This window comes from Streptomyces sp. NPDC046862 (assembly GCF_040704615.1).
Classification (GTDB): Bacteria; Actinomycetota; Actinomycetes; order Streptomycetales; family Streptomycetaceae; genus Streptomyces.
In genome coordinates this window covers 148,608-171,932 of record NZ_JBEYXP010000004.1, presented here as the reverse complement: position 1 = coordinate 171,932, position 23,325 = coordinate 148,608, and the positions used below count along the sequence as shown (strand labels likewise).

22 protein-coding genes and 1 riboswitch are annotated in these 23,325 nt (G+C 72.6%); of the genes, 16 read left to right on the top strand and 6 right to left on the bottom strand.

The annotated features are described in order from the left end of the window. Window position 1: 1 nt before the first annotated feature. Window positions 2-712 carry a response regulator gene (locus AB0959_RS05945; RefSeq protein WP_366825226.1) on the bottom strand — a complete coding sequence of 237 codons (711 nt, stop codon included), beginning with the start codon at window positions 710-712 and terminating at the stop codon, window positions 2-4. A 44-nt stretch (window positions 713-756) separates the two neighbouring features. Next, window positions 757-2,421: an ATP-binding protein gene (locus tag AB0959_RS05940; RefSeq protein ID WP_366825054.1), complete on the bottom strand. Its 1,665-nt coding sequence runs from the start codon at window positions 2,419-2,421 to the stop codon at window positions 757-759. A gap of 294 nt (window positions 2,422-2,715) precedes the next feature. Here AB0959_RS05940 and AB0959_RS05935 point away from each other — a divergent pair, with 294 nt between their 5' ends. From AB0959_RS05935 to AB0959_RS05925, 3 genes are read left to right on the top strand one after another with little or no spacing between them, the layout of a single operon-like run. Beyond that, on the top strand, window positions 2,716-3,699 hold the full coding sequence (locus AB0959_RS05935) for a tripartite tricarboxylate transporter substrate binding protein (protein ID WP_366825225.1): 984 nt from the start codon (window positions 2,716-2,718) through the stop codon (window positions 3,697-3,699). Beyond that, window positions 3,696-4,235, top strand: a complete 540-nt coding sequence (locus AB0959_RS05930) for a tripartite tricarboxylate transporter TctB family protein (protein WP_366825053.1) — start codon at window positions 3,696-3,698, stop codon at window positions 4,233-4,235. The genes AB0959_RS05935 and AB0959_RS05930 overlap by 4 nt, the downstream gene beginning before the upstream one ends. 1 nt (window position 4,236) lies before the next feature. After that, window positions 4,237-5,739, top strand: coding sequence for a tripartite tricarboxylate transporter permease (locus AB0959_RS05925; RefSeq protein ID WP_366825051.1), 1,503 nt, complete (start codon window positions 4,237-4,239; stop codon window positions 5,737-5,739). A gap of 113 nt (window positions 5,740-5,852) precedes the next feature. On the opposite strand, the gene AB0959_RS05920 is transcribed toward AB0959_RS05925, so the two are convergent. The 3 genes from AB0959_RS05920 to AB0959_RS05910 all read right to left on the bottom strand — a co-directional run bounded on the left by AB0959_RS05920 (window position 5,853) and on the right by AB0959_RS05910 (window position 8,165). Continuing rightward, window positions 5,853-6,755 (bottom strand): AraC family transcriptional regulator, encoded by a 903-nt coding sequence (locus tag AB0959_RS05920; RefSeq protein ID WP_366825224.1) that lies wholly within the window; start codon window positions 6,753-6,755, stop codon window positions 5,853-5,855. Between the two features lie 148 nt (window positions 6,756-6,903). Further along, window positions 6,904-7,311, bottom strand: a complete 408-nt coding sequence (locus AB0959_RS05915) for a CoA-binding protein (protein WP_366825050.1) — start codon at window positions 7,309-7,311, stop codon at window positions 6,904-6,906. A gap of 113 nt (window positions 7,312-7,424) precedes the next feature. Then, a complete protein-coding gene (locus AB0959_RS05910) occupies window positions 7,425-8,165 on the bottom strand; it encodes a VOC family protein (protein WP_366825049.1) in 741 nt (246 codons plus the stop codon). A 114-nt stretch (window positions 8,166-8,279) separates the two neighbouring features. Here AB0959_RS05910 and AB0959_RS05905 point away from each other — a divergent pair, with 114 nt between their 5' ends. Further along, the gene (locus AB0959_RS05905; RefSeq protein ID WP_366825048.1) at window positions 8,280-8,825 is read left to right on the top strand and encodes a TetR/AcrR family transcriptional regulator; all 546 of its coding nucleotides are present in this window, start codon (window positions 8,280-8,282) and stop codon (window positions 8,823-8,825) included. Here the strand turns inward: AB0959_RS05905 and AB0959_RS05900 are convergent. After that, on the bottom strand, window positions 8,794-10,329 hold the full coding sequence (locus tag AB0959_RS05900; RefSeq protein ID WP_366825047.1) for an MFS transporter: 1,536 nt from the start codon (window positions 10,327-10,329) through the stop codon (window positions 8,794-8,796). The two genes, AB0959_RS05905 and AB0959_RS05900, sit on opposite strands and share 32 nt — an antisense overlap. 220 nt (window positions 10,330-10,549) lie before the next feature. Here AB0959_RS05900 and AB0959_RS05895 point away from each other — a divergent pair, with 220 nt between their 5' ends. The 12 genes from AB0959_RS05895 to AB0959_RS05840 all read left to right on the top strand — a co-directional run bounded on the left by AB0959_RS05895 (window position 10,550) and on the right by AB0959_RS05840 (window position 23,325). After that, a complete protein-coding gene (locus AB0959_RS05895; protein ID WP_366825046.1) occupies window positions 10,550-11,791 on the top strand; it encodes an FAD-dependent oxidoreductase in 1,242 nt (413 codons plus the stop codon). A 107-nt stretch (window positions 11,792-11,898) separates the two neighbouring features. After that, window positions 11,899-12,225, top strand: a complete 327-nt coding sequence (locus tag AB0959_RS05890) for a 2Fe-2S iron-sulfur cluster-binding protein (RefSeq protein ID WP_366825044.1) — start codon at window positions 11,899-11,901, stop codon at window positions 12,223-12,225. Between the two features lie 47 nt (window positions 12,226-12,272). Next, window positions 12,273-13,490 carry a cytochrome P450 gene (locus tag AB0959_RS05885; protein WP_366825043.1) on the top strand — a complete coding sequence of 406 codons (1,218 nt, stop codon included), beginning with the start codon at window positions 12,273-12,275 and terminating at the stop codon, window positions 13,488-13,490. A gap of 13 nt (window positions 13,491-13,503) precedes the next feature. Further along, on the top strand, window positions 13,504-13,830 hold the full coding sequence (locus tag AB0959_RS05880) for an SDR family NAD(P)-dependent oxidoreductase (protein WP_366825042.1): 327 nt from the start codon (window positions 13,504-13,506) through the stop codon (window positions 13,828-13,830). Window positions 13,831-13,938: 108 nt separating this feature from the next. Beyond that, window positions 13,939-14,125, top strand: a riboswitch (cobalamin riboswitch). A 67-nt stretch (window positions 14,126-14,192) separates the two neighbouring features. Next, complete coding sequence (locus tag AB0959_RS05875; protein ID WP_366825041.1) at window positions 14,193-15,215, top strand: ABC transporter substrate-binding protein; 1,023 nt, start codon at window positions 14,193-14,195, stop codon at window positions 15,213-15,215. Continuing rightward, window positions 15,212-16,225: an iron chelate uptake ABC transporter family permease subunit gene (locus AB0959_RS05870; RefSeq protein WP_366825040.1), complete on the top strand. Its 1,014-nt coding sequence runs from the start codon at window positions 15,212-15,214 to the stop codon at window positions 16,223-16,225. Before AB0959_RS05875 ends, AB0959_RS05870 begins: the two co-directional genes overlap by 4 nt. After that, window positions 16,222-17,037, top strand: coding sequence for an ABC transporter ATP-binding protein (locus AB0959_RS05865; RefSeq protein WP_366825038.1), 816 nt, complete (start codon window positions 16,222-16,224; stop codon window positions 17,035-17,037). The genes AB0959_RS05870 and AB0959_RS05865 overlap by 4 nt, the downstream gene beginning before the upstream one ends. A gap of 133 nt (window positions 17,038-17,170) precedes the next feature. Continuing rightward, window positions 17,171-17,842, top strand: coding sequence for a hypothetical protein (locus tag AB0959_RS05860; RefSeq protein WP_366825037.1), 672 nt, complete (start codon window positions 17,171-17,173; stop codon window positions 17,840-17,842). Next, entirely contained in the window at window positions 17,839-18,396 is a 558-nt protein-coding gene (locus AB0959_RS05855; protein WP_366825036.1) for a histidine phosphatase family protein, read from the top strand. Before AB0959_RS05860 ends, AB0959_RS05855 begins: the two co-directional genes overlap by 4 nt. Window positions 18,397-18,418: 22 nt before the next feature. Continuing rightward, entirely contained in the window at window positions 18,419-19,045 is a 627-nt protein-coding gene (locus AB0959_RS05850) for a YigZ family protein (RefSeq protein ID WP_366825035.1), read from the top strand. A gap of 126 nt (window positions 19,046-19,171) precedes the next feature. Further along, window positions 19,172-20,335 carry an exonuclease SbcCD subunit D gene (locus AB0959_RS05845; protein WP_366825034.1) on the top strand — a complete coding sequence of 388 codons (1,164 nt, stop codon included), beginning with the start codon at window positions 19,172-19,174 and terminating at the stop codon, window positions 20,333-20,335. Beyond that, window positions 20,332-23,325 (top strand): SMC family ATPase, encoded by a 2,994-nt coding sequence (locus AB0959_RS05840; protein ID WP_366825033.1) that lies wholly within the window; start codon window positions 20,332-20,334, stop codon window positions 23,323-23,325. Before AB0959_RS05845 ends, AB0959_RS05840 begins: the two co-directional genes overlap by 4 nt.

The window sequence follows — 23,325 nt, the reverse complement described above, 5'->3', positions numbered from 1 at the left end:
CTCACCCCCGCCAGCTGTACCGCCGCTCCGGCCGGCCGGCCGCGCCGTAGCGCAGGGACACGTCGGCGCTGCCGGCGGAGTGGAAGTACTCCAGGTAGCGGCGGGCGCTGACGCGGGAGATGCCCGTGGCGGTGGCGCACTCGGTGGCCGAGAGGGTGCCGTCGGTGGTGCGGAGGGCGCGTTCGATCAGCTCGGCCGTCTCGACGCTGAGGCCCTTGGGCAGGGTGTTGCCGGGGCCGGGGGCGAAGGATCCGGCCAGGACGCGGTCCACGTCCGCCTGGCCCCGGACGACCGTGGTGAGCAGCCGGCCGCGCTGTGCGGCGTACCGTTCGAGGCGGACGCGCAGGTCGTCGTACTCGAAGGGCTTGAGGAGGTAGTCCACCACGCCGTGCCGGACGGCGCCGCGCACCGCGTCGGCCTCGCGGGCCGCGCTGATGACCATGACGTCGCAGTCGTGCCCGGCGGTGCGCAGCCGGGGAATGACGTCCAGACCGAAGATGTCCGGCAGGTAGAGGTCGAGCAGGACCAGGTCGGGGCGGAGGTCGTTGACCGCGGCGATCGCCTGCTCACCGGTGCCGGCCGTGCCGACCACGCGGAACGGCTCGACGCGCTCGACGAAGGTGCGGTGGACCCGGGTCACCATGAAGTCGTCGTCGACGACGAGCACGTCGATGGCGTCGTTCGTGGTGTTCGCGATGTTCATGGCGTTCATGCGGTTCGTGCCGTTCGTCGTCGGAGTCGTCGCGGGCAGCGGGCTCATCGGGGCGCTCCTTCCGCCACCGTGTCGGCGGGATGGCTCACGGACATGCGGGCGGTGAACATGGCGCCGTCGGGTGTGTTGGCCACGGCGATCTCCCCGCCCCGGCGTTCGCAGACGAGCCGGGTGAGGGCGAGGCCGATACCGCGCTCGCCCTCCTCGGCGGCCTTGGTGGTGAAGCCGTGGGCGAAGACCTCGTGGGCGAGTTCCGGGGCGATGCCCGGGCCGGAGTCGCGGACGACGATCTCCACGCTGGCGGCGTCCTGCCGCAGTTCGACCTCCACCCACGCCACCTCCCCCGCGGCCCTCTCGCCCGCGGTGGCCGCGTCGACGGCGTTGTCGACGAGGTTGCCGACCACGGTCGCCACGTCGGCGGCATCCTCCGGCGGAAGGCGGTCGAGGGCGGTGTCGTCGGAGATGCCCAGGGTGACCTTCCGCTCGGCCGCGAGGGAGGTCTTGGCCATCAGCAGGGCGGCGACGGTGGTGTCCCGCACCCGGCGGGTCAGCGTCATGTCGAGCGACTGGCGGCGCTGGTTCAGCGCGCGGATGTAGCGCACCACCTCGTCCTGCTCGCCGATCTGGATCAGCCCGGAGATGGTGTGCAGCTGGTTGGCGAACTCGTGGGCCTGGGCCCGCAGCAGCTCGGAGGAGCTGCGGAACGAGCCGATCTCGCGTTCCAGCCGGGCCAGTTCCGTGCGGTCCCGCAGGGTGGTGACCGAGCCGAGCGGGCGCCCGTCCTTGGTGACGGTCATCCGGTTCATCACCAGCACCCGCCCGTGCCGGATGACGACCGCGTCCCGCGGATCCGCCGTCGTCTCGTGCGCCTTCGCATGGGCGCCGACCAGGACGTCCCGCAGCCGCCCCTCGATACCGAGGTCGGCCAGGCTCTTGCCCACACAGTCCTCGGGCAGCTCCAGCAGACGCCGGCCCATGTCGTTGACGAGGGTGAGCCGGGCCCCCGGGTCCAGGGCGATCACGCCCTCCGCGATGCCGTACAGCATCGCCTCGCGGTGCTCGGCGAGACCCGCGATCTCGCGCGGCTCCAGCCCCAGCGTCTGCCGCTTGACGCGCCGCGACAGCAGCCAGGAGCCCGCCAGGCCCAGACCGCTGGCGATGCCCAGGTAGGCCAGCAGGTACGAGGACGCCCCGCTGAGCCGCTTCCACACCGTCGGGGACGCCTCGCCGATCATGACGGTGCCCAGGTTCCGCCCGAGGTCCTCCTTCGTCGCCCCGAGCACCGGCACCTGCGCCACCAGCTCGTGGCTGTCGTCCCACGTGAGCGATCCGGACCAGCCACGGCCGCCGGAGACTCCGGCGCCCAGCGGAAGCCGGTCGCCGATCACGGTGGGGTTCGTCGAGCTGACGATACGGCCGTCGGCGACTGCCACGGTGACGGACGTGACCCCGGACTGCACCAGCGTGGACTGCACCAGCGCGGCCAGCGCCTCCCGCGGCCCCGACTGCGTCAGCTGGCTCCGGACGAGCGGATTGGCGGCCAGCTGCTCGGCCAGCGCGCCCACCCGGCGGCCCTCGACCCGGTTGAAGGTGGCCTCCGACTGCGCGAGCGAGACCGCCGCGACGGCCAGCAGCACCATCACGACGATGGCGAGCTGGAGCACCAGCATCTGGCCCGCGAGGGTATGGCGACGGAATGTGGCGACCACGGTTGACTCAATCTCCACCACTGACACGACCCGGGCGGCTCGTCTGCCGAGTCGCCCCATCATGGCGCCCGCCTGCGGCGGAGGAAAGAGACCCGGAGGGACTGTTCCGGCACGTACCGTCCCGGTTAGCCTGCCCGCCCCGCCCCCGCACGGGCCGACCACAAAGACCACAACCTCCGTTGGTTCCGCAAGAGAGACAGGTGGCCGACCGGCAGGCAGCATGTGACGCACATCACCCTCCCCCCACGGGGTTCCCCACGCCCACGACAACTTTTCAGACAGGTGGTGGCATTCGTGCGCCTGCGCGCCCCTCTCGCCCTGGCCGGGGCGGCCGTACTCGTACTGGTGGGGCCGCCGCTGCTGACCCCCGGCAGCGGCGCCGAGACCGGCACGCAGATCCCCGGCCTGCGCTTCATGGTCCCCAACACTCCCGGCGGCGGTTACGACATCACCGCCCGAACGGCCGCGAAGAACGCCGAGGACGCCGGTCTCACCCACAACATCGAGGTGTTCAACCTCCCCGGCGCCGGCGGCACCGTCGGTCTGAGCCGACTGGTCAGCGAGCACGGCAACGGCAAGCTCGCCATGTCCATGGGCCTCGGCGTGGTCGGTGCCGTCCGCTCCAACGACGCTCCGAAGACCCTCGCCGACACCACCCCGATCGCCCGGCTCACCGAGGAGCAGGACGTCGTCGTGGTCGCCAAGGACTCGCCGTACAAGACGATCGACGACCTCGTCGGCGCCTGGAAGGAGAACCCCGGCAAACTTCCGGTGGGCGGCGGCTCGTCGCCCGGCGGACCCGACCACCTCGCCCCGATGCTGATGGCGCGGGCCGCCGGCATCGCGCCGAAGAAGGTCAACTACATCCCCTTCGACGGCGGTGGCGAACTCCTCGCCTCCATCCTCGGCAACAAGGTCGCCTTCGGTGTCTCGGGCGTCGGCGAGTACCTCGACCAGATCAAGGCGGGCGAGCTGCGCCTCCTCGCCGTCACCGGCCCCGAACGCGTCGACGGCCTCGACGCGCCCACCCTCGAAGAGGCGGGGTACGACGTGAACTTCACCAACTGGCGCGGCATCGTCGCCCCGCCCGGCCTCTCCGACGGCGAGCGCGACAAGCTCACCCGCCTGATCGAGGAACTCCACGACTCGCCCGAGTGGAAGAAGTCCATGAAGCAGAACGGCTGGGACGACGCGTTCCTCACCGGCGACAAGTTCGGCGACTTCCTGGACGCCCAGGACAAGCGCGTGGTGTCGGTGCTGAAGGAGCTGGGACTGTGACGACGCAGACGACCGACACCTCCCCGGCGCCCGCGACCCCGCGCCGCTCCTGGCTGCGCGACCACTCCGAACTCGGCGTCTGCGTCCTGCTGGCGGTCCTCGGCGTGCTCGTCCTCACCGACGCGCTGACCATGGACGTCGAGATCACCCAGCGCGGACCGGTCGGACCCCGGACCGTGCCCCTCGTGGTCGGCGCCGGGCTGCTGATCATCGCCGCCCTGCTCGCCGTCGACGTGCTGCGCGGCGGCCGCGGCCAGGCCGAGACCGGCGAGGACATCGACCTGTCCGAACCCGCCGACTGGCGCACCGTGGTACTGCTCGCCGGGGTCTTCCTCGGCGCGGCCGTCCTCATCGAGCCCGTCGGCTTCCCCATAGCGGGAGCGCTGCTGTTCTGGGGCGCGGCGTTCGCCCTCGGCAGCCGTCGCCTCGACCGGGACCCGCTCATCGCGGCCGTCCTCTCCCTGGCCACCTACGCCGTCTTCAACAACCTGCTCGGAGTGCCGCTGCCCGGCGGTCCCCTGATGGGAGTGCTGTGACATGGACGCCCTCAACTCCCTCCTGGACGGCTTCGGCACGGCCCTCACCCCGATCAACATCCTGTGGGCGGCCCTCGGTGTGCTGCTCGGCACCGCGATCGGCGTCCTGCCCGGCATCGGCCCCGCCATGGCGGTCGCGCTGCTGCTGCCGGTGACCTACGGGCTGAACCCGGTCGCCGCGTTCATCATGTTCGCGGGCATCTACTACGGCGCGATGTTCGGCGGCTCGACCACCTCCATCCTCCTCAACACCCCCGGCGAGAGCGCGGCCGTGGTCGCGGCCATGGAGGGCAACCCGATGGCCAAGGCGGGGCGCGGCGCACAGGCGCTCGCGGCCGCCGCCATCGGTCACTTCGCCGGCGGCATGGTCGGCACGCTCCTGCTGGTCGCGCTCGCGCCCACGGTCGCCGACCTGGCGGTGGACATCGGCGCGCCCGACTACTTCGCCATCATGGTGCTGGCGTTCATCGCCGTGACGTCCGTGCTCGGCTCGTCCCGCATCCGCGGCCTCGCGTCCCTGCTCATCGGGCTCACCCTGGGCCTGGTGGGCCTGGACCAGATGACAGGCCAGCAGCGCCTGACCTTCGGCTCGCTCCAACTCGCCGACGGCATCGACGTGGTGATCGTCGCGGTCGGTCTCTTCGCGATCGGCGAGGCCCTGTGGGTGGCCGCCCACCTGCGGCGCACATCGGGCGAGCCGATCCCGGTGGGCCGCCCCTGGCTCGGCCGGGCAGACGTGAAGCGGACCTGGAAGTCGTGGGTGCGGGGCCCGTTCATCGGCTTCCCGTTCGGCGCGATCCCGGCCGGTGGCGCGGAGATCCCCACGTTCCTCTCCTACGTCACGGAGAAGCGCCTGTCCAAGCACAAGGACGAGTGGGGCAAGGGCGCCATCGAGGGCGTGGCGGGACCGGAGTCGGCGGCGTCGGCCTCGGCGGCGGGCACCCTGGTGTCCATGCTCACCCTCGGCCTGCCCACCACGGCGGTCGCGGCCGTCATGCTGGCCGCGTTCCAGCAGTACGGCATCCAGCCGGGCCCGCTCCTCTTCGAGCGCGAACCCGAGCTGGTGTGGGGCCTGATCGCCTCGCTCTTCGTCGGCATGGTGCTGCTGCTCGCGCTCAACCTGCCGCTGGCGCCGCTGTGGGCGAAGCTGCTGCGCATCCCGCGGCCGTACCTGTACGCCGGGATCCTGTTCTTCGCGGCGGTCGGCGCGTACGCGGTCGGCGGCGAGGTGATCGACCTCGTGATCCTGCTGATCATCGGCCTGATCGGCTTCGGCATGCGGCGCTACGGGCTGCCGGTCCTGCCCGCCGTCATCGGCGTGATCCTCGGCCCCAACGCCGAACAGCAGCTGCGTCGCGCCCTGCAGATCAGCGACGGCAGCGTCACCGGACTGGTCAACACGCCCTTCGCGGTGACCGTGTACGCGGTGATCGTGGTGCTGCTGGCCTGGCCGCTGCTGAGGAAGCTGGTGAGGCCAGGCACATCCAGCCCGTCCGGCGTTTGAGGACGAGGCCGCAAGGCCGAAAGCGGGGTCTGGGGGCGGAGCCCTCAGGGATGGGACGGGTAGGGGCGGCGGGGGCGATGACTCCCGCCCGCCCGCCCGGCAGGGGCGAGGCGTCACCCGTCGTCGCGGTGCGCCGCCCGGAAGTCCCCCGGTGTCGTGCCCGCGAGCCGAGTGAAGAACTTCCCGAAGTTGGTGGGCTCCTTGAAACCCAGCCTGCGCCCGATGACGGCGACGGGCTCGTCGGTGTGGGCGAGCAACCGCTGCGCCTCCAGGGCCACCCGGGTGTCGATGACATGCTTCGCGGACTGCCCGGTGGCCGCGAGGCAGGCCCTGGTCAGCGTCTTGACGGTGTAGCCGAGGCGGCGCGCGTAGTCCTCGGCCCGGCGCGTGGTGGCGTAGCCGCGCTCCAACTCGGCGATGAGACGGGCGTACACGTCGCTGCCGCCCACGCCGGACTCCGCGCCCGGGTCAGGCAGCCGGTCGATCTGCAACAGCACGGCCGCCAGAAGGAACCGCAGGATATCGGCGGAGACCGTGCCGGACGGGTGGGAGTACTCGGCGGTCAGCTGGGCCAGCAGCGAGGAGATCACGGCGTACTCGCGGTCGGCCCCCAGCTGCCTGCACGTGGGCCCGTGCCAGCTGGTGAGCAGGCGGTCGGCACCCGTGAAGCGGGGCGGGAAGGCGGGGGTGAACAGCAGGTGCACACCGTTCACGGCGTCGACGGGACCGAAGCGCTGCACCTGGCCCGGCCGCACCCACAGCAGCGTTCCGGGCCGGCAGGGGTGGGCCACGAAGTCGACGACGTGCTCGCCGCTGCCCTCGGTGACCAGGGTCAGCGTGTGGAAGTCGACCCGGTGGAAGCGCTCCAGCATGCCTTCGTCCACCCGGCGGCGCAGCGCGACCAGTTCCACTATCTCGAAGCCGGTGACGGGCGCCTCCGGCGGGGCGAAGCCGAACCCGGGGATCGGCCCGTCGTGTCTGAAGCCGGCGTCGGCAGGCTCGCGCACGATCTCCATGGGCACCTCGATGATGTCCGCGTTGACCGTCACAGGCTACGCCGACGAAACCGGGGCGCACGCCCGGGGTGTCGGGCGCGGAACGGCTCAACTCCCGTACACGGCAGTCAAACCGGGCGAACCGGCGATCGAGGGTGCCGCTTTCCGCTCAGCCCAGCCGCGGGATCTCGATGGCGGGGCAGCGGTCCATGACCATGTCCAAGCCGGCCGCGCGGGTGCGCTCGTACGCGCGCTCGTCGATGACGCCGAGCTGGAACCAGACGGCCTTGGCGCCGATGGCGGCGGCTTCGTCGGCGACGGGGCCGGCGAGGTCGCTGTTGACGAAGACATCGACCACGTCGACTTCGAAGGGGATCGCGTCGAGGGACGGATACCCCTTCTCTCCGTGGACGGTCTCGGCTTTCGGGTGGACGGGGACGACGCGCTTGCCGAAGCGCTGCAGGACGCCGGCGACACCGTATGCCGCGCGGCGCTGGTTCGACGACAGGCCGACGATCGCCCAGGTGTCGCCGAGCTCGGTCAGGATCTTGCGGATCGTTGCTGAGTCGCCGTACACGGGTTGTCTCCTTTGGCTTCCTGCAGTGCCTGCTCTGGCAGGCAACAGCCGGCGGTGAGTGGTGATTCCCTCACGGCCGGCAAGGCCCGTCGGGGTGTCGTCGGGGCTCCGTGTCAGGACGGGGCGAGGACGCAGAACTCGTGGCCCTCCGGGTCGGCCAGGCACGTCCACGGGACGTCGCCCTGGCCGAGGTCGAGGTCGGTGGCGCCGAGGGCCCGCAGCCGGGCCACCTCCGCCGCCTTGTCGTCACCGGGGTACGGCAGCAGGTCAAGATGGACGCGGTCCGGCACGGTCTTCACGTCGGGCGTGCGGAGGAACTCGAGATACGGGCCGACGCCTCTGGCGGAGCGCAACGCCGCATGATCGTCGGACACCTCGTGCAGGGCCCAGTCCATCGCCTCACCCCAGAACCGGGCCATGGCCCGCGGATCCACGCAGTCGACCACCACCGCGGCGATCGGCCCGGTGTCCCGGTAGATCTCCCGAGGCTCCAGCACGCAGAACTCGTTGCCCTCGGGGTCGGCGAGGACCGTCCACGGCACGTCGCCCTGGCCGACGTGGGCGGGCGTCGCGCCGAGAGCCTCAAGGCGCGCGACCAGCTCCGCCTGGTGGGCCGTGGAGGTGGTGGCGAGATCGAGGTGCACACGGTTCTTGGTTGTCGTCTTGGCTTCCGGGACGGGAACGACATCGATGCCGACGCCGACCGGGTCCGGCCAGACGAGGCCGCCGACGGGTCCGACGTAGGTGGTCACACCGGGGCTGTAGGCACTCCAGCCGAGCGCCTCCGCCCAGAACCGGCCGACCGCCGAGTGATCAAGAGCCTTGATGTTCACCTGGACGGGTCGCAGTGCCATGCCGCGATCCTATGTGCCCGCTCCGCAACTACATCCCCAGCGCCGCCGAAGTGGATCCGCCGCACCCGGCGTGCTGTACCGTCCAACCGGTACACGAGAGCGGAGGTCTCCACCATGGCCGGTGCACGTGACAAGGTCCTCGACGCGGCCGAGGACGTTCTGCTGGGCGAGGGGGCGGTGAACCTGACGCTGGAGCGGGTCGCCGCGGTGGCCGGGGTCAGCAAGGGCGGGTTGCTGTACCACTTCCGCAGCAAGCAGGCCCTGGTCGCCGGGATGGTGGAGCGGCTCATGCAGCACTTCACCGAGGACTACGACGCGCTGGAGGACGAGGAACCCGGGGCGGTGACGCGGGCTTTTCTCGCGGGCAGTACGCAGCCGCCGGCTTCGGACACCGGTCGTCGGCACGAGCGGCTGGCCGCGGCGGTGCTCGCGGCGGCCACCCTGGACCCGGAGCTGCTGGCGCCCGTCCGGGAGTACTACGCGCGGCTCCAGCGCCGGGTCGAGGCCGACGGGATCGATCCGGCGCAGGCCACGCTGGTACGGCTGGCCGCCGACGGCTGGTTCTACTCCCGGCTGCTCGGGTTCCCGCTGCCGTCGCAGGAGGTGGGTGACGAGGTCCGCGAGATACTCAGTGAGATGACGCGAGCGCGTCCGGCTTGACCTCCGGCGCGGTGCGCAGTGCCGCGTAGGCGGCGGTCGCCGCGAGGGCGAGGACGCCGGCGCAGGCGAGATGGACGACGGTGAGCCCGTCGAGGAACGCGTCGTGAGCGTGACGCAGCAGGGCCGCGCCGGATCCGCCGCTCAGGGAGCCGGCCACCTGGTCGGCGGCGGCAAGCGAGTCACGGGCGGCGTGCTGCGCGGCCTCCGGTACGCCGGAGACCCCTGTCATGCCGGCCTGGTAGACGAGGTTCATCAGGCTGCCGAGGACCGCGACGCCGAGGGCGGCGCCCAGTTCGTAGCCGGTCTCCTGGATCGCGGCGGCTCCTCCGGCCCGCTCGGGCGGGGCCACCTGCATGAGGGTGGTGGTCGCGGCGATCACGGCCACCGCGGCGCCGAGCCCCAGGACCGCGAGGCCCACACCGAGCGGCCAGTAGCCCGCCGACGCGGGTGCCGCGGCCAGGACGAGCAGCCCGACGATCGCCGTCCCGAACCCGGTGACCAGCGTGGAACGCAGGCCGACGCGTGGCATCAGCCTGGTCGTCACCGTGGTGGCGAGCAGCGCGGCGAGCATCATCGGGACGAGGGCCAGGCCCGTGGCCATGGGGCCGTAACCCTGGATGAGCTGGAACCTCTGGCTGAGGAAGAACATCGGCCCGAACTGCGCGAACATCCCCAGCAGGACGCACATCGCACCGATGGTGAAGCGACGGTCGGCGAAAAGTGTCAGGTCGAGCAGCGGGTGCGCCAGAAGCCGCTGGCGGTGGACGAAGACGCTCAGCAGGGTGACGCCGACGGCGAGAGCGGCGAGCGTGGTCAGGGACACCCCGTGCTCGGTGTCCTTGATCGCGTACACCACGCAGAAGATGCCGCCCAGCGACAGCAGTGCGCTCAGCACGTCCCACCGGCCTTCGCGGTAGCCGTGGGACTCGGGCACCAGCGCCACGACGAGCGGCAGGCACAGCGCGATCACGGGCGCGGCCGACCAGAACGCCGCCTGCCAGCCGAAGTGCTCGACCAGCAGCCCGCCGGCGATCGGGCCCGCCGCCGCGCCCGCCGCGCCCACGGCGGACCAGATCGCGACGGCCATGGCGAGCTCGCGCCGGTCGGTGAAGACGTTGCGCAGGATCGACAGCGTGGACGGCATGATCACGGCAGCGCTGACGCCCAACAGGGCGCGGGCCGCGATGAGTTCGCCGGGCGAGCCGGCGAACGCCGCGGCCGTCGAGATGAGCCCGAAGAGCGCGCAGCCGATGAGCAGTGTGCGCTTGCGCCCCATCCGGTCCGCAAGCGTGCCGCCCGCGACGAGGAGACCGGCCAGGACCAGGGCGTAGCCGTCGACGATCCACAGGGACTGCACGGCTGAGGGGCGCAGTGCTTCGGTGAGCTGCGGCAGGGCGACATTGAGCACGGTGGTCGCGATCACGATCACCAGCAGGGGCAGGCACAACACCCCCAGGATCGTCCATCGCCTGGTGGGGGAGTGGAGTGGCGGTCGGGTGGTCATGGGCGGGTCCCTTCCTGAGGATCTTCCGGTTGATGTACTGTACCGTCCAGACGGTACAGCCAATAGGCGTCGAAGACGTCAGGGCCGCGACCCAGGAGGGCGCCATGGACCGCTACGCCAGGCTCAGGGAGATCGAGCAGGTCGGCAGGGAAGGACGCCCGCCCGATGCCCGCGTCCACGAGACCCCTCAGGCAATTCACGAGGCAAGGAACGTCGAACCATGCCCGAACACATAGTCGTCGTCGGAGCCGGACAGGCCGGAAGCGAGCTGGCGACGACGTTGCGTCAGCGCGGCTGGAGCGGCGACCTCACCCTCGTCGGGGACGAGTCGAGCCCGCCGTACCAGCGCCCGCCGCTGTCGAAGGGCTTCCTCCTCGGAAAGGTCTCCCGCGAACGGCTCTACCTCAAGCCCGCCGCGACGTACGAACGCTTCGACATCGCGCTGCGGCTGGGCACACGGGCCGAGACGATCGACCGGGCCCCGAAGGAACTCGTGGTCCGCGACGGCAGCCGGCTGCCGTACGACAAACTCGTCCTGGCGACAGGTGGCCGCGCGCGGCGCCTGACGCTGCCGGGCATCGACGAGGACCGGCTCGGCAACCTCTTCACCCTGCGCCGGATCGACGACGTCGAAGCACTGCGCCCGCAGTTCCTCCCCGGCCGCAGGCTCGTCCTCGTCGGGGGTGGCTACGTAGGCCTGGAGATTGCCGCGGTGGCCGCCCAACTCGGCCTCGATGTCACGGTCGTCGAGGCGGCTGAGCGGCTGCTGGCGCGCGTGACCGGGCCGGAGGTGAGCGGCTTCCTGAAGGACGTTCACCGCTCCCACGGCGTCCGCTTCCGCCTCGCCGCCACGGTGTCCGACGTGGCCGTGGACACCTCGGGACGTCGGGTGACCGGCGTCGAGGTGTCGACCTCCGGGGGCCTGGAGCGACTCGACGCCGACCTCGTACTCGTCGGGATCGGCATGGAGCCGAACACCCACCTGGCCGACGCGGCAGGCCTGGACGTCGACAACGGCATCGTCGTGGACGAGTTCGCCCGCACGAGCGACCCGGACATCCTCGCCATCGGTGACTGCGCCAACCAGCCCAGCGCCTACGCCGGCAGGCGCGTCCGGCTGGAGTCGGCGCCAGGCGCCATCGAGCACGCCAAGGTCGCCGCGGCGACGATCCTCGGCCGGCCGCAGGCGTCCACGGCGGCGCCGTGGTTCTGGTCGCAGCAGTACGACCTCAAGCTCCAGATGGTGGGCCTTTCGGCCGGTCATGACCGGTGCGTCACCCGCAGCGGCACGGACACGACCTTGTCGGCCTTCTACCTCACGGGCGACAGAGTCGTCGCAGCCGACGTCATCGGCCGGCCGGCCGACTTCGCCACCGCCCGGCAGCTCGTCACCAGCGGCCGACCGGTCGACCCCGAGCGGTTGGCCGACAGCGAGATCCCGCTGGCCCGGGCCGCACTCTGATCCCGGCCACGCCCGCGGAGCGGTGACCGCTCCCGGGCCGGTCGACGCGGCCCGCGAAGGGCCGCCTGTCCATCAAGCACACCCGAGCAAGGAGAGGCAGTTCAGCCATGCCCAAGATCACCTTCATCGAGGACGGCGGCACCGAACACGTCGTCGAGGCCAACACCGGCGAATCGGTCATGCAGGCCGCGATGGACAACCTCGTCCCCGGCATCGTCGCCGAGTGCGGCGGCTACGCCAACTGCGCCACCTGCCACGTCTACATCGCCCCGGCCTGGGCCGACAAGCTGCCCGCTCCCGAGGAGATGGAGGAAGCCATGATCGAGGCCGCCTTCGACGTCCGGCCCACGAGCCGGCTCTCCTGCCAGGTCCAGGTGACCGAGGACACCGACGGCCTGGTCGTCCGGCTCCCCGCCTCCCAGACCGGCGCCTGACCCATTCCTTCCCCTCAACCACCCACCCTGACGCAAGAGGTGACACGATGACCACGAGCTCCACGACGGACATCCCCGGGCACGTACCGGCAGACCGCGTCGTCGACTTCGACTACCTGCGGCCCACCGGCGTCGATGAGGACCTGCACCTGGCCTGGAAGAACGCGCAGGACACACTGCCCGACATCTTCTGGACCCCCCGCAACGGCGGCCACTGGGTCGTCACCCGCGCCGGCGCCATCAAGGCGATCCAACTCGACCACAAACGCTTCTCGCACGCCCGCATGATCATCGGAGGCGCGGACGGGGCCGAGGGAGCCATCGTCGAGATGGACCCGCCGCGGCACGGCTCGTACCGGATGCTCGTGTCCCCCGCGTTCTCTCCCAAGGCCGTAGCGGGTCTGGAGCCGATCGTGCGGGAGACCACCGTTTCGATCGTCGAGGAGCTCCTCCCCAAGGGGGAGTGCGAGTTCGTCGGTGATTTCGCCAAGATCCTGCCCGTCGTCGTCTTCCTCGGCATCGTCGACCTTCCGCTGGGAGACCGCGACTTCCTTCTGCCGCACGCCGAGAAGGTCATCCGGCCGCGAAATCAGGAGGAGTACCTCGATAGCTACCTGGCCATGGCCGAGTACATCGCCCGCGCGCTGGCCGCCAGGGCCCAGCAGCCCGGAACCGATCTCCTGAGCAAGATCGTGACGGCGAAGATCGGTGGCGAGCCCATCGACTTCGAGGCGGCCGTGGCCCTGTCCGGGGTCGTCCTGGCCGGCGGTCTGGACACCGTCGCCTCGATCCTCGGCTTCGTCGTACGGTTCCTCGCGCTGAACCCGGGACACCGACGGCAGCTGATCGACGACCCCTCCCTCGTGCCCAAAGCCGTCGAGGAGCTCATCCGCCGCCACGGGCTCATCAACACCGCGCGGCTGATCACGCAGGACACCGAGTTCCAGGGCGTGCGGCTCAAGGAGGGGGAGCAGGTCCTCGTCCCCAACCACCTCTACGGCCTCGACGAGCGGCAGGTCGACAACCCGCTCGCCGTCGACTTCACCCGGCCCCACCCCGAACAGCACTACGCGGCCTTCGGCAACGGCCCCCACCGCTGCCCCGGCTCCTTCCTCGCCAAGCTCGAGCTCACGGTCTTCCTCCAGGAGTGGCTCGCCCGGATCCCGGACTTCGCCATCAAGCCCGGCACGACACCCCGCATGGCATCCGGTCCCGTCAACACCACCCACGAGCTCCACCTCGCCTGGGACGTCGATCCCCGCTGACACCGAGTGCGCCATGGACTCCTTCGGCCGCATCGTGTTCACGTCATCGGCCTCCGGCGCCTTCGGTAGCCCGGAGCAGACCAACTACGGCGCGGCCAAGGCCGGTCCACTCGGCCTCACCAACTGCCTCGGCTGGCAAGGGCGCAAGCACGGCGTCCGGCAGCCGCTGCGGAGATCGCCGACCACTTCGCCGACAGCGAGTCCGACGAGCACGGACACGACCTCCCCGAGCACGTGGTCGACGAGGGCCGCCCGGTGCCGGCGTGCAGGCTTCGGTCCACGGGCTCGGCCTCCGGGGCCTGAGCCCGCGTTCGACGTCGCAGGTCACTCGACCTGCTGAGACAAGCGGGATCGGGGCCGTGCCTGTGAGTCGCCCTGTCGCACCGCGCCCAGTCCGTGATCTTCTCGCGGACCGTGGAGGCACGGTGCCCGGCTCCGGGCGTCGGCGTGATAGCTTGCCGACGCCAGTCGAACCCACGTGCGTGGGTCAGGGAATCCGGTGGGAATCCGGAGCTGACGCGCAGCGGTGAGGGGGACGGGCGGGGCATCGGCCACTGGATCCCGCGACGATCCGGGAAGGCGCCTCGTCCGGGTGATCCCGAGTCCGAAGACCTGCTGGCGGCCCCGTGGTCGATCGATGGCGGGGGAGCACCGTACGACCGGGCTCCGCGTTCGAGCCCTCGACGACCAAGGATCGCACTCGTGCCGTTCGCACGCTCCGCCCGTTCCGCCGCCCTGCTCGCCGCCGCGGCTCTCGCCCTGACCGCGTGCGGGTCCGGCTCGTCCGCCGTACCGGACACCAAGGCCGCGGTGTCGCTCACCAACTGTGGGCACGCCGTACGCGTCGGGTCGCCGCCGGAGCGGGCCGTCTCCCTCAACCAGGGCACCACCGAGATCATGCTCTCCCTCGGCCTCGCCGACCGCATGGCGGGCACGGCGACCTGGACGGACCCCGTGATGAAGGGCTTGGAGGGGGCGAACCGCCGTGTGGAGCGCATCGCCGACAACAGCCCCTCCTTCGAGCGGGCGCTGGACGCCGACCCCGACTTCGTGGCCGCCTCCTTCGTCTCCACCCTCGGCAAGGGCGGCGTCGCGACCCGCGACCAGTTCGAGAAGCTCGGCGTGCCCACGTACGTCTCCCCGTCGGACTGCGCGGGCAAGGACAACTCGGGGGACGGCGACGGGGCACGGGCGAAGGCGCTGACCATCGACACCGTGTACGGCGAAGTCCGCGACCTGGCCGAGGTGTTCGGGGTGGAGAAGCGGGGCGAGGAACTCGTCGCCTCCCTCAAGAAGCGCATGGCCAAGGCCACTTCGGGGGTCGACGCCTCCGACGTGACCCTCCTCTACTGGTTCGCGAACTCCGAGTCGCCCTACATGGCGGGCTGTTGCGGCGCGCCCGGCGTCATCACACGCTCCCTGGGCGCCAGGAACGTCTTCGACGACACGCGCGAGGAGTGGCCCCAGATCAACTGGGAGACCGTCGCCGACCGCGACCCCGACGTCCTGGTCGTCGGCGACCTGACGCGCGCGTCGCAGACCGCCGAGTCGGCCGAGAAGAAGATCGCCTTCCTGGAGTCCAACCCGGTCACCAGGAACATGACGGCCGTGAAGAAGAAGCGGTACGTCCTGCTCAGCGGACAGGCCATGAACCCGACCATCCGGACGGTGGAGGGCGTGGAGCGAGTGGCCGCCGGACTGCGTGAGTTCGGGCTCGCCGGGTGACGACCCGCGCACTCCTCCTCGGTGTCACAGGGGCCGCTCTGCTGTGCGCGTCCCTCGCCGTGACGATCACCATCGGGCCGGCCGACATCCGCGTCGCCGACGTGTGGTCGGCGGTCGCCGCCCACCTGGGCTGGGGGAGCACCGGCCTGAGCCCCGTCCAAGACGGGATCGTCTGGCAGCTGCGGCTGCCGCGCACCCTGCTGGCCGCCGTGTGCGGGGCCGGCCTCGCGGTCTGCGGGACGGTGATGCAGTCCCTGCTGCGCAACCCGCTCGCCGACCCGTTCGTGCTCGGGGTGTCGTCCGGGGCGTCCACCGGAGCCGTCGCCGTGGTCGTGCTGGGGATCGGCGGCGGGGCCGTGTCGCTGTCGGCGGGCGCCTTCCTCGGCGCGCTGCTGTCGTTCGCGCTGGTGCTGCTGCTCAGCCACACTCTCGGCGGCACGACCGACCGGGTGGTGCTCTCGGGGGTGGCCTCGATGCAGCTCTTCTCCGCGCTGACCTCGTTCGTCGTACTGACCGCGGCCGACGCGGAGACCACCCGCGGGGTGCTGTTCTGGCTGCTCGGCTCACTCGGGGGCGCAGGCTGGACGGACGTGTGGGTGTGCCTGGGCGTGCTCGTGGCCGCCCTGCTGATCTGCCTCGGGCACGCGCGGACGCTCGACGCCTTCGCCTTCGGGCAGGACGCGGCGGCCTCCCTCGGCGTGTCCGTGGCCCGTACCCGTCTCGTCCTGCTGTGCGTCACGGCCCTGCTCACGGCCGCGCTGGTCGCCTCGGCCGGTGCCATCGGCTTCGTCGGGCTCGTCCTGCCGCATGCCGCCCGAGCCCTGGTCGGGCCGGGGCACGCCAGGCTGCTGCCCGTCGCCGCGCTGGCCGGGGCGGTGTTCCTCGTATGGGTGGACACCCTGGCCCGGACCGCGCTGGATCCGCAGGAGGTCCCGGTGGGGGTGGTGACCTCGCTCATCGGGGTGCCGGCGTTCGTGCTCGTGCTGTACCGGACGAGGAGGGCACGATGAGGCGGGGGCGCGGGGACGTACCGGTGCCCGAGGACGCGCGGTACGGGGCGGGTCTGCGCGCCGACCGCGTCAGCCGTGGCGCCGACGGCCGCCTCATCCTCGACGGCGTCAGCCTCGCCGTCGTGCCCGCCTCCACCGTCGGCGTCCTCGGCCCGAACGGCTCCGGCAAGTCCACACTCCTGCGCCTGCTCGCCGGAGTGCTCGCCCCGGCCTCCGGGGTCGTGACGCTCGACGGCGACCCCCTCCCCGCGCTGCACCGGCGGGACATCGCCCGCCGGGTCGCCGTGGTAGAGCAACAGGCCGACACGCAGGTCGAGTTGAGCGTCCTCGACGTCGTACGGCTCGGCCGCGTCCCGCACCGGCGGGCGTGGACGCCCGCCTCCGCCGAGGACGAACGAGCCGTCCGGGAGGCCCTCGACCGTACCGGCCTCTCCGACCGGGCGGGCCAGTCCTGGCACACCCTGTCGGGCGGAGAGCGCCAGCGCGTGCAGATCGCCCGCGCCCTCGCCCAGCAGCCACGGGAACTCCTGCTGGACGAGCCGACCAACCACCTCGACATCCAGCACCAGCTGGAGCTGCTGAACCTCGTCACCGGCCTTCCGGTCACCACGGTGATCGCCCTGCACGACCTCAACCTCGCGGCCCGGTACTGCGACACACTGCTCGTGCTCCGCGAAGGCCGTGTCGTGGCCGGCGGCACACCGCGCGACGTCCTCACCGAGGAACTGATCGCCGAGGTGTACGGGGTACGGGCCGCCGTCACGTGCCCGGAGGACCGGCCGCACGTGCGGTACCTGGGGACGCTCGGCTGACCGGGCGCCTGCGGGGCGGGCCTCCGGGTGCCTTGGGGCGCTGCTCCGGTTCGGGCATCCGGCTGCCTTGGGGCGCTCCTCCGCTCCGGGCCTCCGGGTGCCCCGAAGGGCCCTTCCGGCCTACGCTCACTCCGTGCTGCGCATCACCGACGCCCGCACCGGCGCACTCACCGAGGTCCGCCGGACCCTCACCCGCGTCCAGGCCCACGTGACCGGGGCCGACACCTCGGCCCTGCGCGTGCTGCTGGTCGCCGACGTGCTCGCCCGTGCCCTGGAACTGGACCGCGTCCCCGCCCTCACGATCGCCGACCCGCCCCCGGACCTGCGGGAGCGGACCCAGGCCCTCGGCATCCGCCCGGCCGAGACCACCGCCCCCGTCACCGGCCGCACCCTGCACGTGGCCGGGCCGGACACCCCCGTGCCGGAGGACGGCGTCCACGTCCAGGTCGCCCCGGTGGCGGGCACGGCCGACGACTCCGTCCTGCGCCTGACGCTGCTGTCGGTTCCCCGAGCCGCGCCCGTCGATCCCGGCGCGGCCGCCGACGAGGCCCGTACGACCCTCACGCGCTGGCGCAAGGCCGTCGCCGCCTGGGCCACCCGCCCGTCGCGCCCCGTCCCCGAAGCCGTCCGCCAGGACCTGCGCACCGCCTGGGAGAACGACCTCGACGTACCCTCCGTCCTCGACGTCCTGCGGCGCGTCGAACAGGCCGAGGACCTGTCCGACGGCGCCCGCTTCGAGACGTACGCCTACGCCGACCGTCTCCTCGGCCTCGACCTCACCCGCGACATCGGAGCCGCGCCATGACGCACACGACCGGCCCGCACACCGAAGCGGGCACCCCGCGCAGACTCGTCGTCCTGCGGCACGCCAAGTCCGCCTGGCCCGAGGGCGTCCCCGACCACGACCGCCCCCTCGGCCCCCGCGGCCTGCGCGACGCCCCCGCCGCCGGACGCGCGCTCGCCGCGGCCGACTGCCTGCCCGACCTGGCCCTCTGCTCCACCGCCGAACGCGCCCGCGCCACCTGGGAGCTCGCCGCCGCCCAGTGGGACACCCCGCCGCCCGTACGACACGACCCCCGGCTGTACGGGGCCGACGTGCCGGAGCTGCTGGACGTCGTGCGCGAGGCACCCGACGAGGTCGCGACGCTGCTGCTCGTCGGGCACAACCCGGGCCTGGAGGAACTGGTCCTGGAACTGGCCGGCGACGACCTCGACGACGCGCTGGACGTCGTCCGCGCGAAGTTCCCGACCTCCGCGATCGCGGTCCTCGACTGGCACGGCCACTCCTGGAAGAACCTCGCTCCCGGCGCGGCCCTGCTGACGGCGATGACGGTGCCGAGGGGAAGCAAGGCGCCCTGACGCGTGCGCATAGGCTGGCCCGATGCAGGACGAGTACCGCACCGTCGCCCGCGCGGGCGTGCACGAGACCGAGGTCAACCGCTCCCGCTTCCTGTGCGCGCTCGCCCCGGCCGCCACCGAGCAGGAGGCCCAGGCCTTCGTCGCGCGCGTACGCAAGGAGCACGCCGACGCCACACACAACTGCTACGCGTACGTCATCGGCGCCGACGCGGCCGTCCAGAAGGCGAGCGACGACGGCGAACCCGGCGGCACCGCCGGCGTCCCCATGCTCCAGATGCTGCTCCGGCGGGACATGCGGTACGTCGTCGCCGTCGTCACCCGCTACTACGGCGGTGTCAAGCTGGGCGCGGGCGGGCTCATCCGGGCCTACGGCGGAGCGGTGGGCGAAGCCCTGGACACCCTCGGGACCCTCACCCGCCGACGTTTCCGCCTGGCGACCGTGACCGTGGACCACCAGCGCGCCGGCAAGGTGCAGAACGACCTGCGGGCGACCGGACGCGAGGTGCGGGACGTGCGGTACGCGGAGGCCGTCACGATCGAGATCGGCCTGCCGGACGCCGACGTCGAGGCCTTCCGCGCGTGGCTCGCCGACGCCACGGCGGGCACGGCGGGGTTCGAGCTCGGGGGAGAGGCGTACGGGGACGGCTGACCCGCCGTCAGTGGGGCGGCCGGGACCGGGACCATCCACGATCGCCCCACCCTTGAGGCCTCAAAAGGGGGCGATAACACCAGTAGCCGCCCACGGTGTCCGACCCGGTCGTTAGGCTCGGGGATCATGAGGTTGCTGCACACGTCCGACTGGCATCTGGGCCGGGCCTTCCACCGGGTGAACATGCTCGGTGCCCAGGCCGAGTTCATCGACCACCTCGTCCGATGCGTGCGCGAGCGCGAAGTGGACGCGGTGGTCGTGTCGGGGGACGTGTACGACCGGGCGGTGCCGCCGCTGGCCGCGGTCGAACTGTTCGACGACGCGCTGCACCGGCTGGGCGAACTGGGCGTGCCCACGGTGATGATCTCCGGGAACCACGACTCGGCGCGCCGGCTGGGCGTCGGCGCCGGGCTCATCGGGCGCGCCGGCATCCATCTGCGGACCGACGCCTCGGCGTGCGGCACGCCCGTGGTGCTCGCCGACCCCCACGGCGACGTGGCGTTCTACGGGCTGCCGTATCTGGAACCGGCGCTGGTGAAGGACGAGTTCGGGGTCGACAAGGCGGGCCACGAGGCCGTCCTCGCCGCCGCCATGGACCGGGTCCGCGCCGATCTCGCCGCGCGGGCGCCGGGCACGCGCTCGGTGGTCCTCGCCCACGCCTTCGTCACCGGCGGCGAGGCCAGCGACAGCGAGCGGGACATCTCGGTGGGAGGGGTCGCCTCGGTGCCCGCCGGGGTCTTCGACGGCGTGGACTACGCGGCACTGGGTCACCTGCACGGCAGCCAGGTCATCACCGAGCGCGTGCGGTACTCGGGCTCCCCGCTGGCGTACTCGTTCTCGGAGACCGACCACCGCAAGAGCATGTGGCTCGTCGACCTGGGCGCCGACGGCTCCGTCGGCGCCGAGCGGATCGACTGCCCGGTACCGCGCCCGCTCGGCCGGATCCGGGGAGAGCTGGAGGACCTGCTCGCCGACCCGGAGCTCACGCGGTACGAGGGCGCGTGGCTCGAGGCCACCCTCACCGACCCCGTCCGCCCCTCCGACCCCATGGCACGGCTCAGCGAGCGCTTCCCCCACACGCTCAGCCTCGTCTTCGCCCCCGAGCGCTCCCCCGAGGACCCCGACGTCTCCTACGCGAGCCGTCTCGCCGGGCGCAGCGACCGGCAGATCGCGGAGGACTTCGTGGCCCATGTGCGCGGCGCCGGACCCGACGAGCGCGAACAGGTGGTTCTCCAGGACGCGTTCGACGAGGTGCGGGCCGACGAGGCCGTGCGGGAGGTCGCCCGGTGAGGCTGCACCAACTCGACATCACGGCCTTCGGCCCCTTCGGCGGCACCCAGCGGGTCGACTTCGACGACCTGTCCGCCGCCGGGCTCTTCCTGCTGCACGGCCCGACCGGCGCGGGCAAGACGTCCGTCCTCGACGCCGTCTGCTACGCCCTGTACGGCGCGGTCCCGGGCGCCCGGCAGAGCGGCCAGGGGACGACCCTGCGCAGCGACCACGCGGCGCCCGCCACCCGCACCGAGGTCCGGCTCGAACTCACCGTCGCCGGACGCCGGCTGGAGGTCACCCGGCAGCCGCCCTGGGAGCGCCCCAAGAAGCGCGGCACGGGCACGACGCTGGACAAGGCGCAGAGCTGGCTGCGCGAGTACGACGCGGGGGCGGGCTCCTGGAAGGACCTCAGCCGCTCCCACCAGGAGATCGGCGAGGAGGTCACGCAGCTCCTGGGCATGAGCCGCGAGCAGTTCTGCCAGGTCGTGCTGTTGCCCCAGGGGGACTTCGCGCGCTTCCTGCGGGCCGACGCCGAGGCACGCGGACGGCTCCTCGGGCGGCTGTTCGACACGCACCGCTTCGCCGAGGTCGAGAAGCGCCTCGCCGAGCGCAGGCGCGCCACGGAGGCCGACGTGCGCGCGGGCGACGCCGACCTGCTCGCCGACGCGCACCGGATGCAGCAGGCCGCCGGAGACGCGACGCCGCTGACCGAGCTGACCCCGGGCGACCCGGGGCTCGCCGAGGAGGTCCTGGGCTGGGCGGCCGTGGCCCGCGGCACCGCGCGCGAGCGGCTCACCATCGCGCACTGCGCCCGGGCCGCCGCCGACTCGGCACGGGCCGCCGCCGAGCACACCCTCGACGACGTACGCGAACGGGCGCGGCTGCAACGGCGGTTCGCCGAGGCCACGGAGCGGGCCGCTCTCCTGGAGGACCGGGCCGACGCCCACCGGGAGGCGCGGGCGCGGATGGAACGCGGCCGCAAGGCCGAGACCGTCGCGCCCGCCCTGGACCTCCGGGACGCGGCCGAGACCGAGCACCGCCGCGCGGCGGCGGACGAGACACGCGCGCGTGCCCTGCTTCCGCAGACGTACGCCGACGCCGGAGCGGCCGGGCTCGCCGCGGCCGCGCGCAAGGCCGCCGAGGAACTGGGCGGCCTGGAGTCGGCCCGGCGCGCCGAGCAGCGGCTGGCCTCACTCGTCGCCGAGCGCGCCGGTCTGGACCGCCAGGAGCGGGCCGACGAGGACGCGCTGCACGAGGCCGAGAGCTGGCTCTCCGGCTGGGACACGGCCCGCGCCGGCCTCCAGAGCCGTATCGAGTCCGCACAGGAGGCCGCCACCCGGGCCGAACAGCTCGACGTGCAGCGCGCCCCCGCGCGCAAACGGCTGGACGCCGCCCGGATGCGAGACCAGCTGGCGGGCGACACGGACGAGGCCCAACGGCGCGCACTCACCTCCCGCGAACGGGCCGCGGACGCCCGCACCCACTGGCTCGATGTCAAGGAACAGCGTCTGCGGGGCATCGCCGCCGAGCTCGCCGCCCGTCTGGCCGACGGCGAGCCGTGCGCCGTCTGCGGCGCCACCGAACACCCCGAGCCCGCCCGCAAGGTGGCCGGGCATGTGGACCGCGAGGCCGAGGAGCGGGCGCTCGCTGCCTACCAGCGAGCCGACGACGAGCGCGCCGAGGACGAACGGCGCCTCGGCGTCGTACGCGAGGCGCTCGCCGCCGCCACCGCCGAGGCGGGGGACACCCCTACCGAGCAACTCGCCCGGGAAGTACGGGAGTTGGAAGAGGAATACGCCGAGGCCCGGAGGGGCGCCTCCGGGCTCCACTCCGCGCAGGAGGAACTGCGCGGGGCCGAGCACGAGCGGGAGCTGCGGCTGGCCGCCGGGCAGGAGGCGGCGGTCAGGGCCGCGTCCAGGACCGCCCGCCGGGACACACTGGACCGCGAGAAGGCCTCTCTGGAAGAGGAGTTGGCCCAGGCGCGCGGCGCCGCCGACTCCGTGGCCGCGCGCGCCGCGCAACTTCAGCGGCGGGCCGCCCTGCTCACCGACGCGGCCGAGGCGGCCCGCACGGCCGACGAGTCGGCCCAGCGGCTCAAGGACGCCGACGCCAGGCTCGCCGACGCGGCCTTCCGCGCCGGATTCGACACCCCCCAGGCCGCGGCGGCCGCCCTCCTCGACGACGCTCAACACCGCGACCTCCAACGGCGGCTCGACGCCCGGCAGTCGGAGGAGGCCGCCGTACGCGCCGTCCTCGCCGAGGCCGACACCGCCGCGGCCGCCCAGCAGCCGCCCGCCGACCCGCACACGGCCGAGCGGAACGCCGAATCCGCCGGGCGGCGACTCCAGGACGCCGTCTCCGCGTGGGACGCGGCCACCCGTCGCTGCGCCGAACTCGACCGGCTGTCCGCGCGCGTCGCGGCCTCCGTGCGGCGACTCGCGCCCCTGCGCGAGGAGTACGACCGCGTGGCCCGCATGGCCGGCCTCACGGCGGGCACCTCGGCGGACAACGAGCGCAGGATGCGCCTGGAGGCGTACGTGCTCGCCGCCCGCCTGGAGCAGGTGGCCGCGGCGGCGACCGTACGGCTGAGCCGCATGTCGGCCGGGCGCTACACCCTCGTCCACTCCGACGACCGCGCCGGACGCGGCCGCAGCGGACTCGGACTGCACGTCGTCGACGCCTGGACCGGCCGGGAACGGGACACCGCGACGCTCTCCGGCGGCGAGACGTTCTTCGCGTCGCTCGCCCTCGCCCTCGGCCTCGCGGACGTCGTCACCGACGAGGCCGGCGGAGTTCGCCTCGACACGCTCTTCATCGACGAGGGGTTCGGCAGCCTCGACGACCAGACCCTCGACGAGGTCCTCGACGTCCTCGACTCGCTCCGGGAGCGCGACCGCAGCGTGGGCATCGTCAGCCACGTCGCGGACCTCCGGCGGCGCGTCCACGCGCAGTTGGAGATCGTCAAGGGGAGGTCGGGGTCGGTCGTACGGCAGCGGGATTCCGGCTGA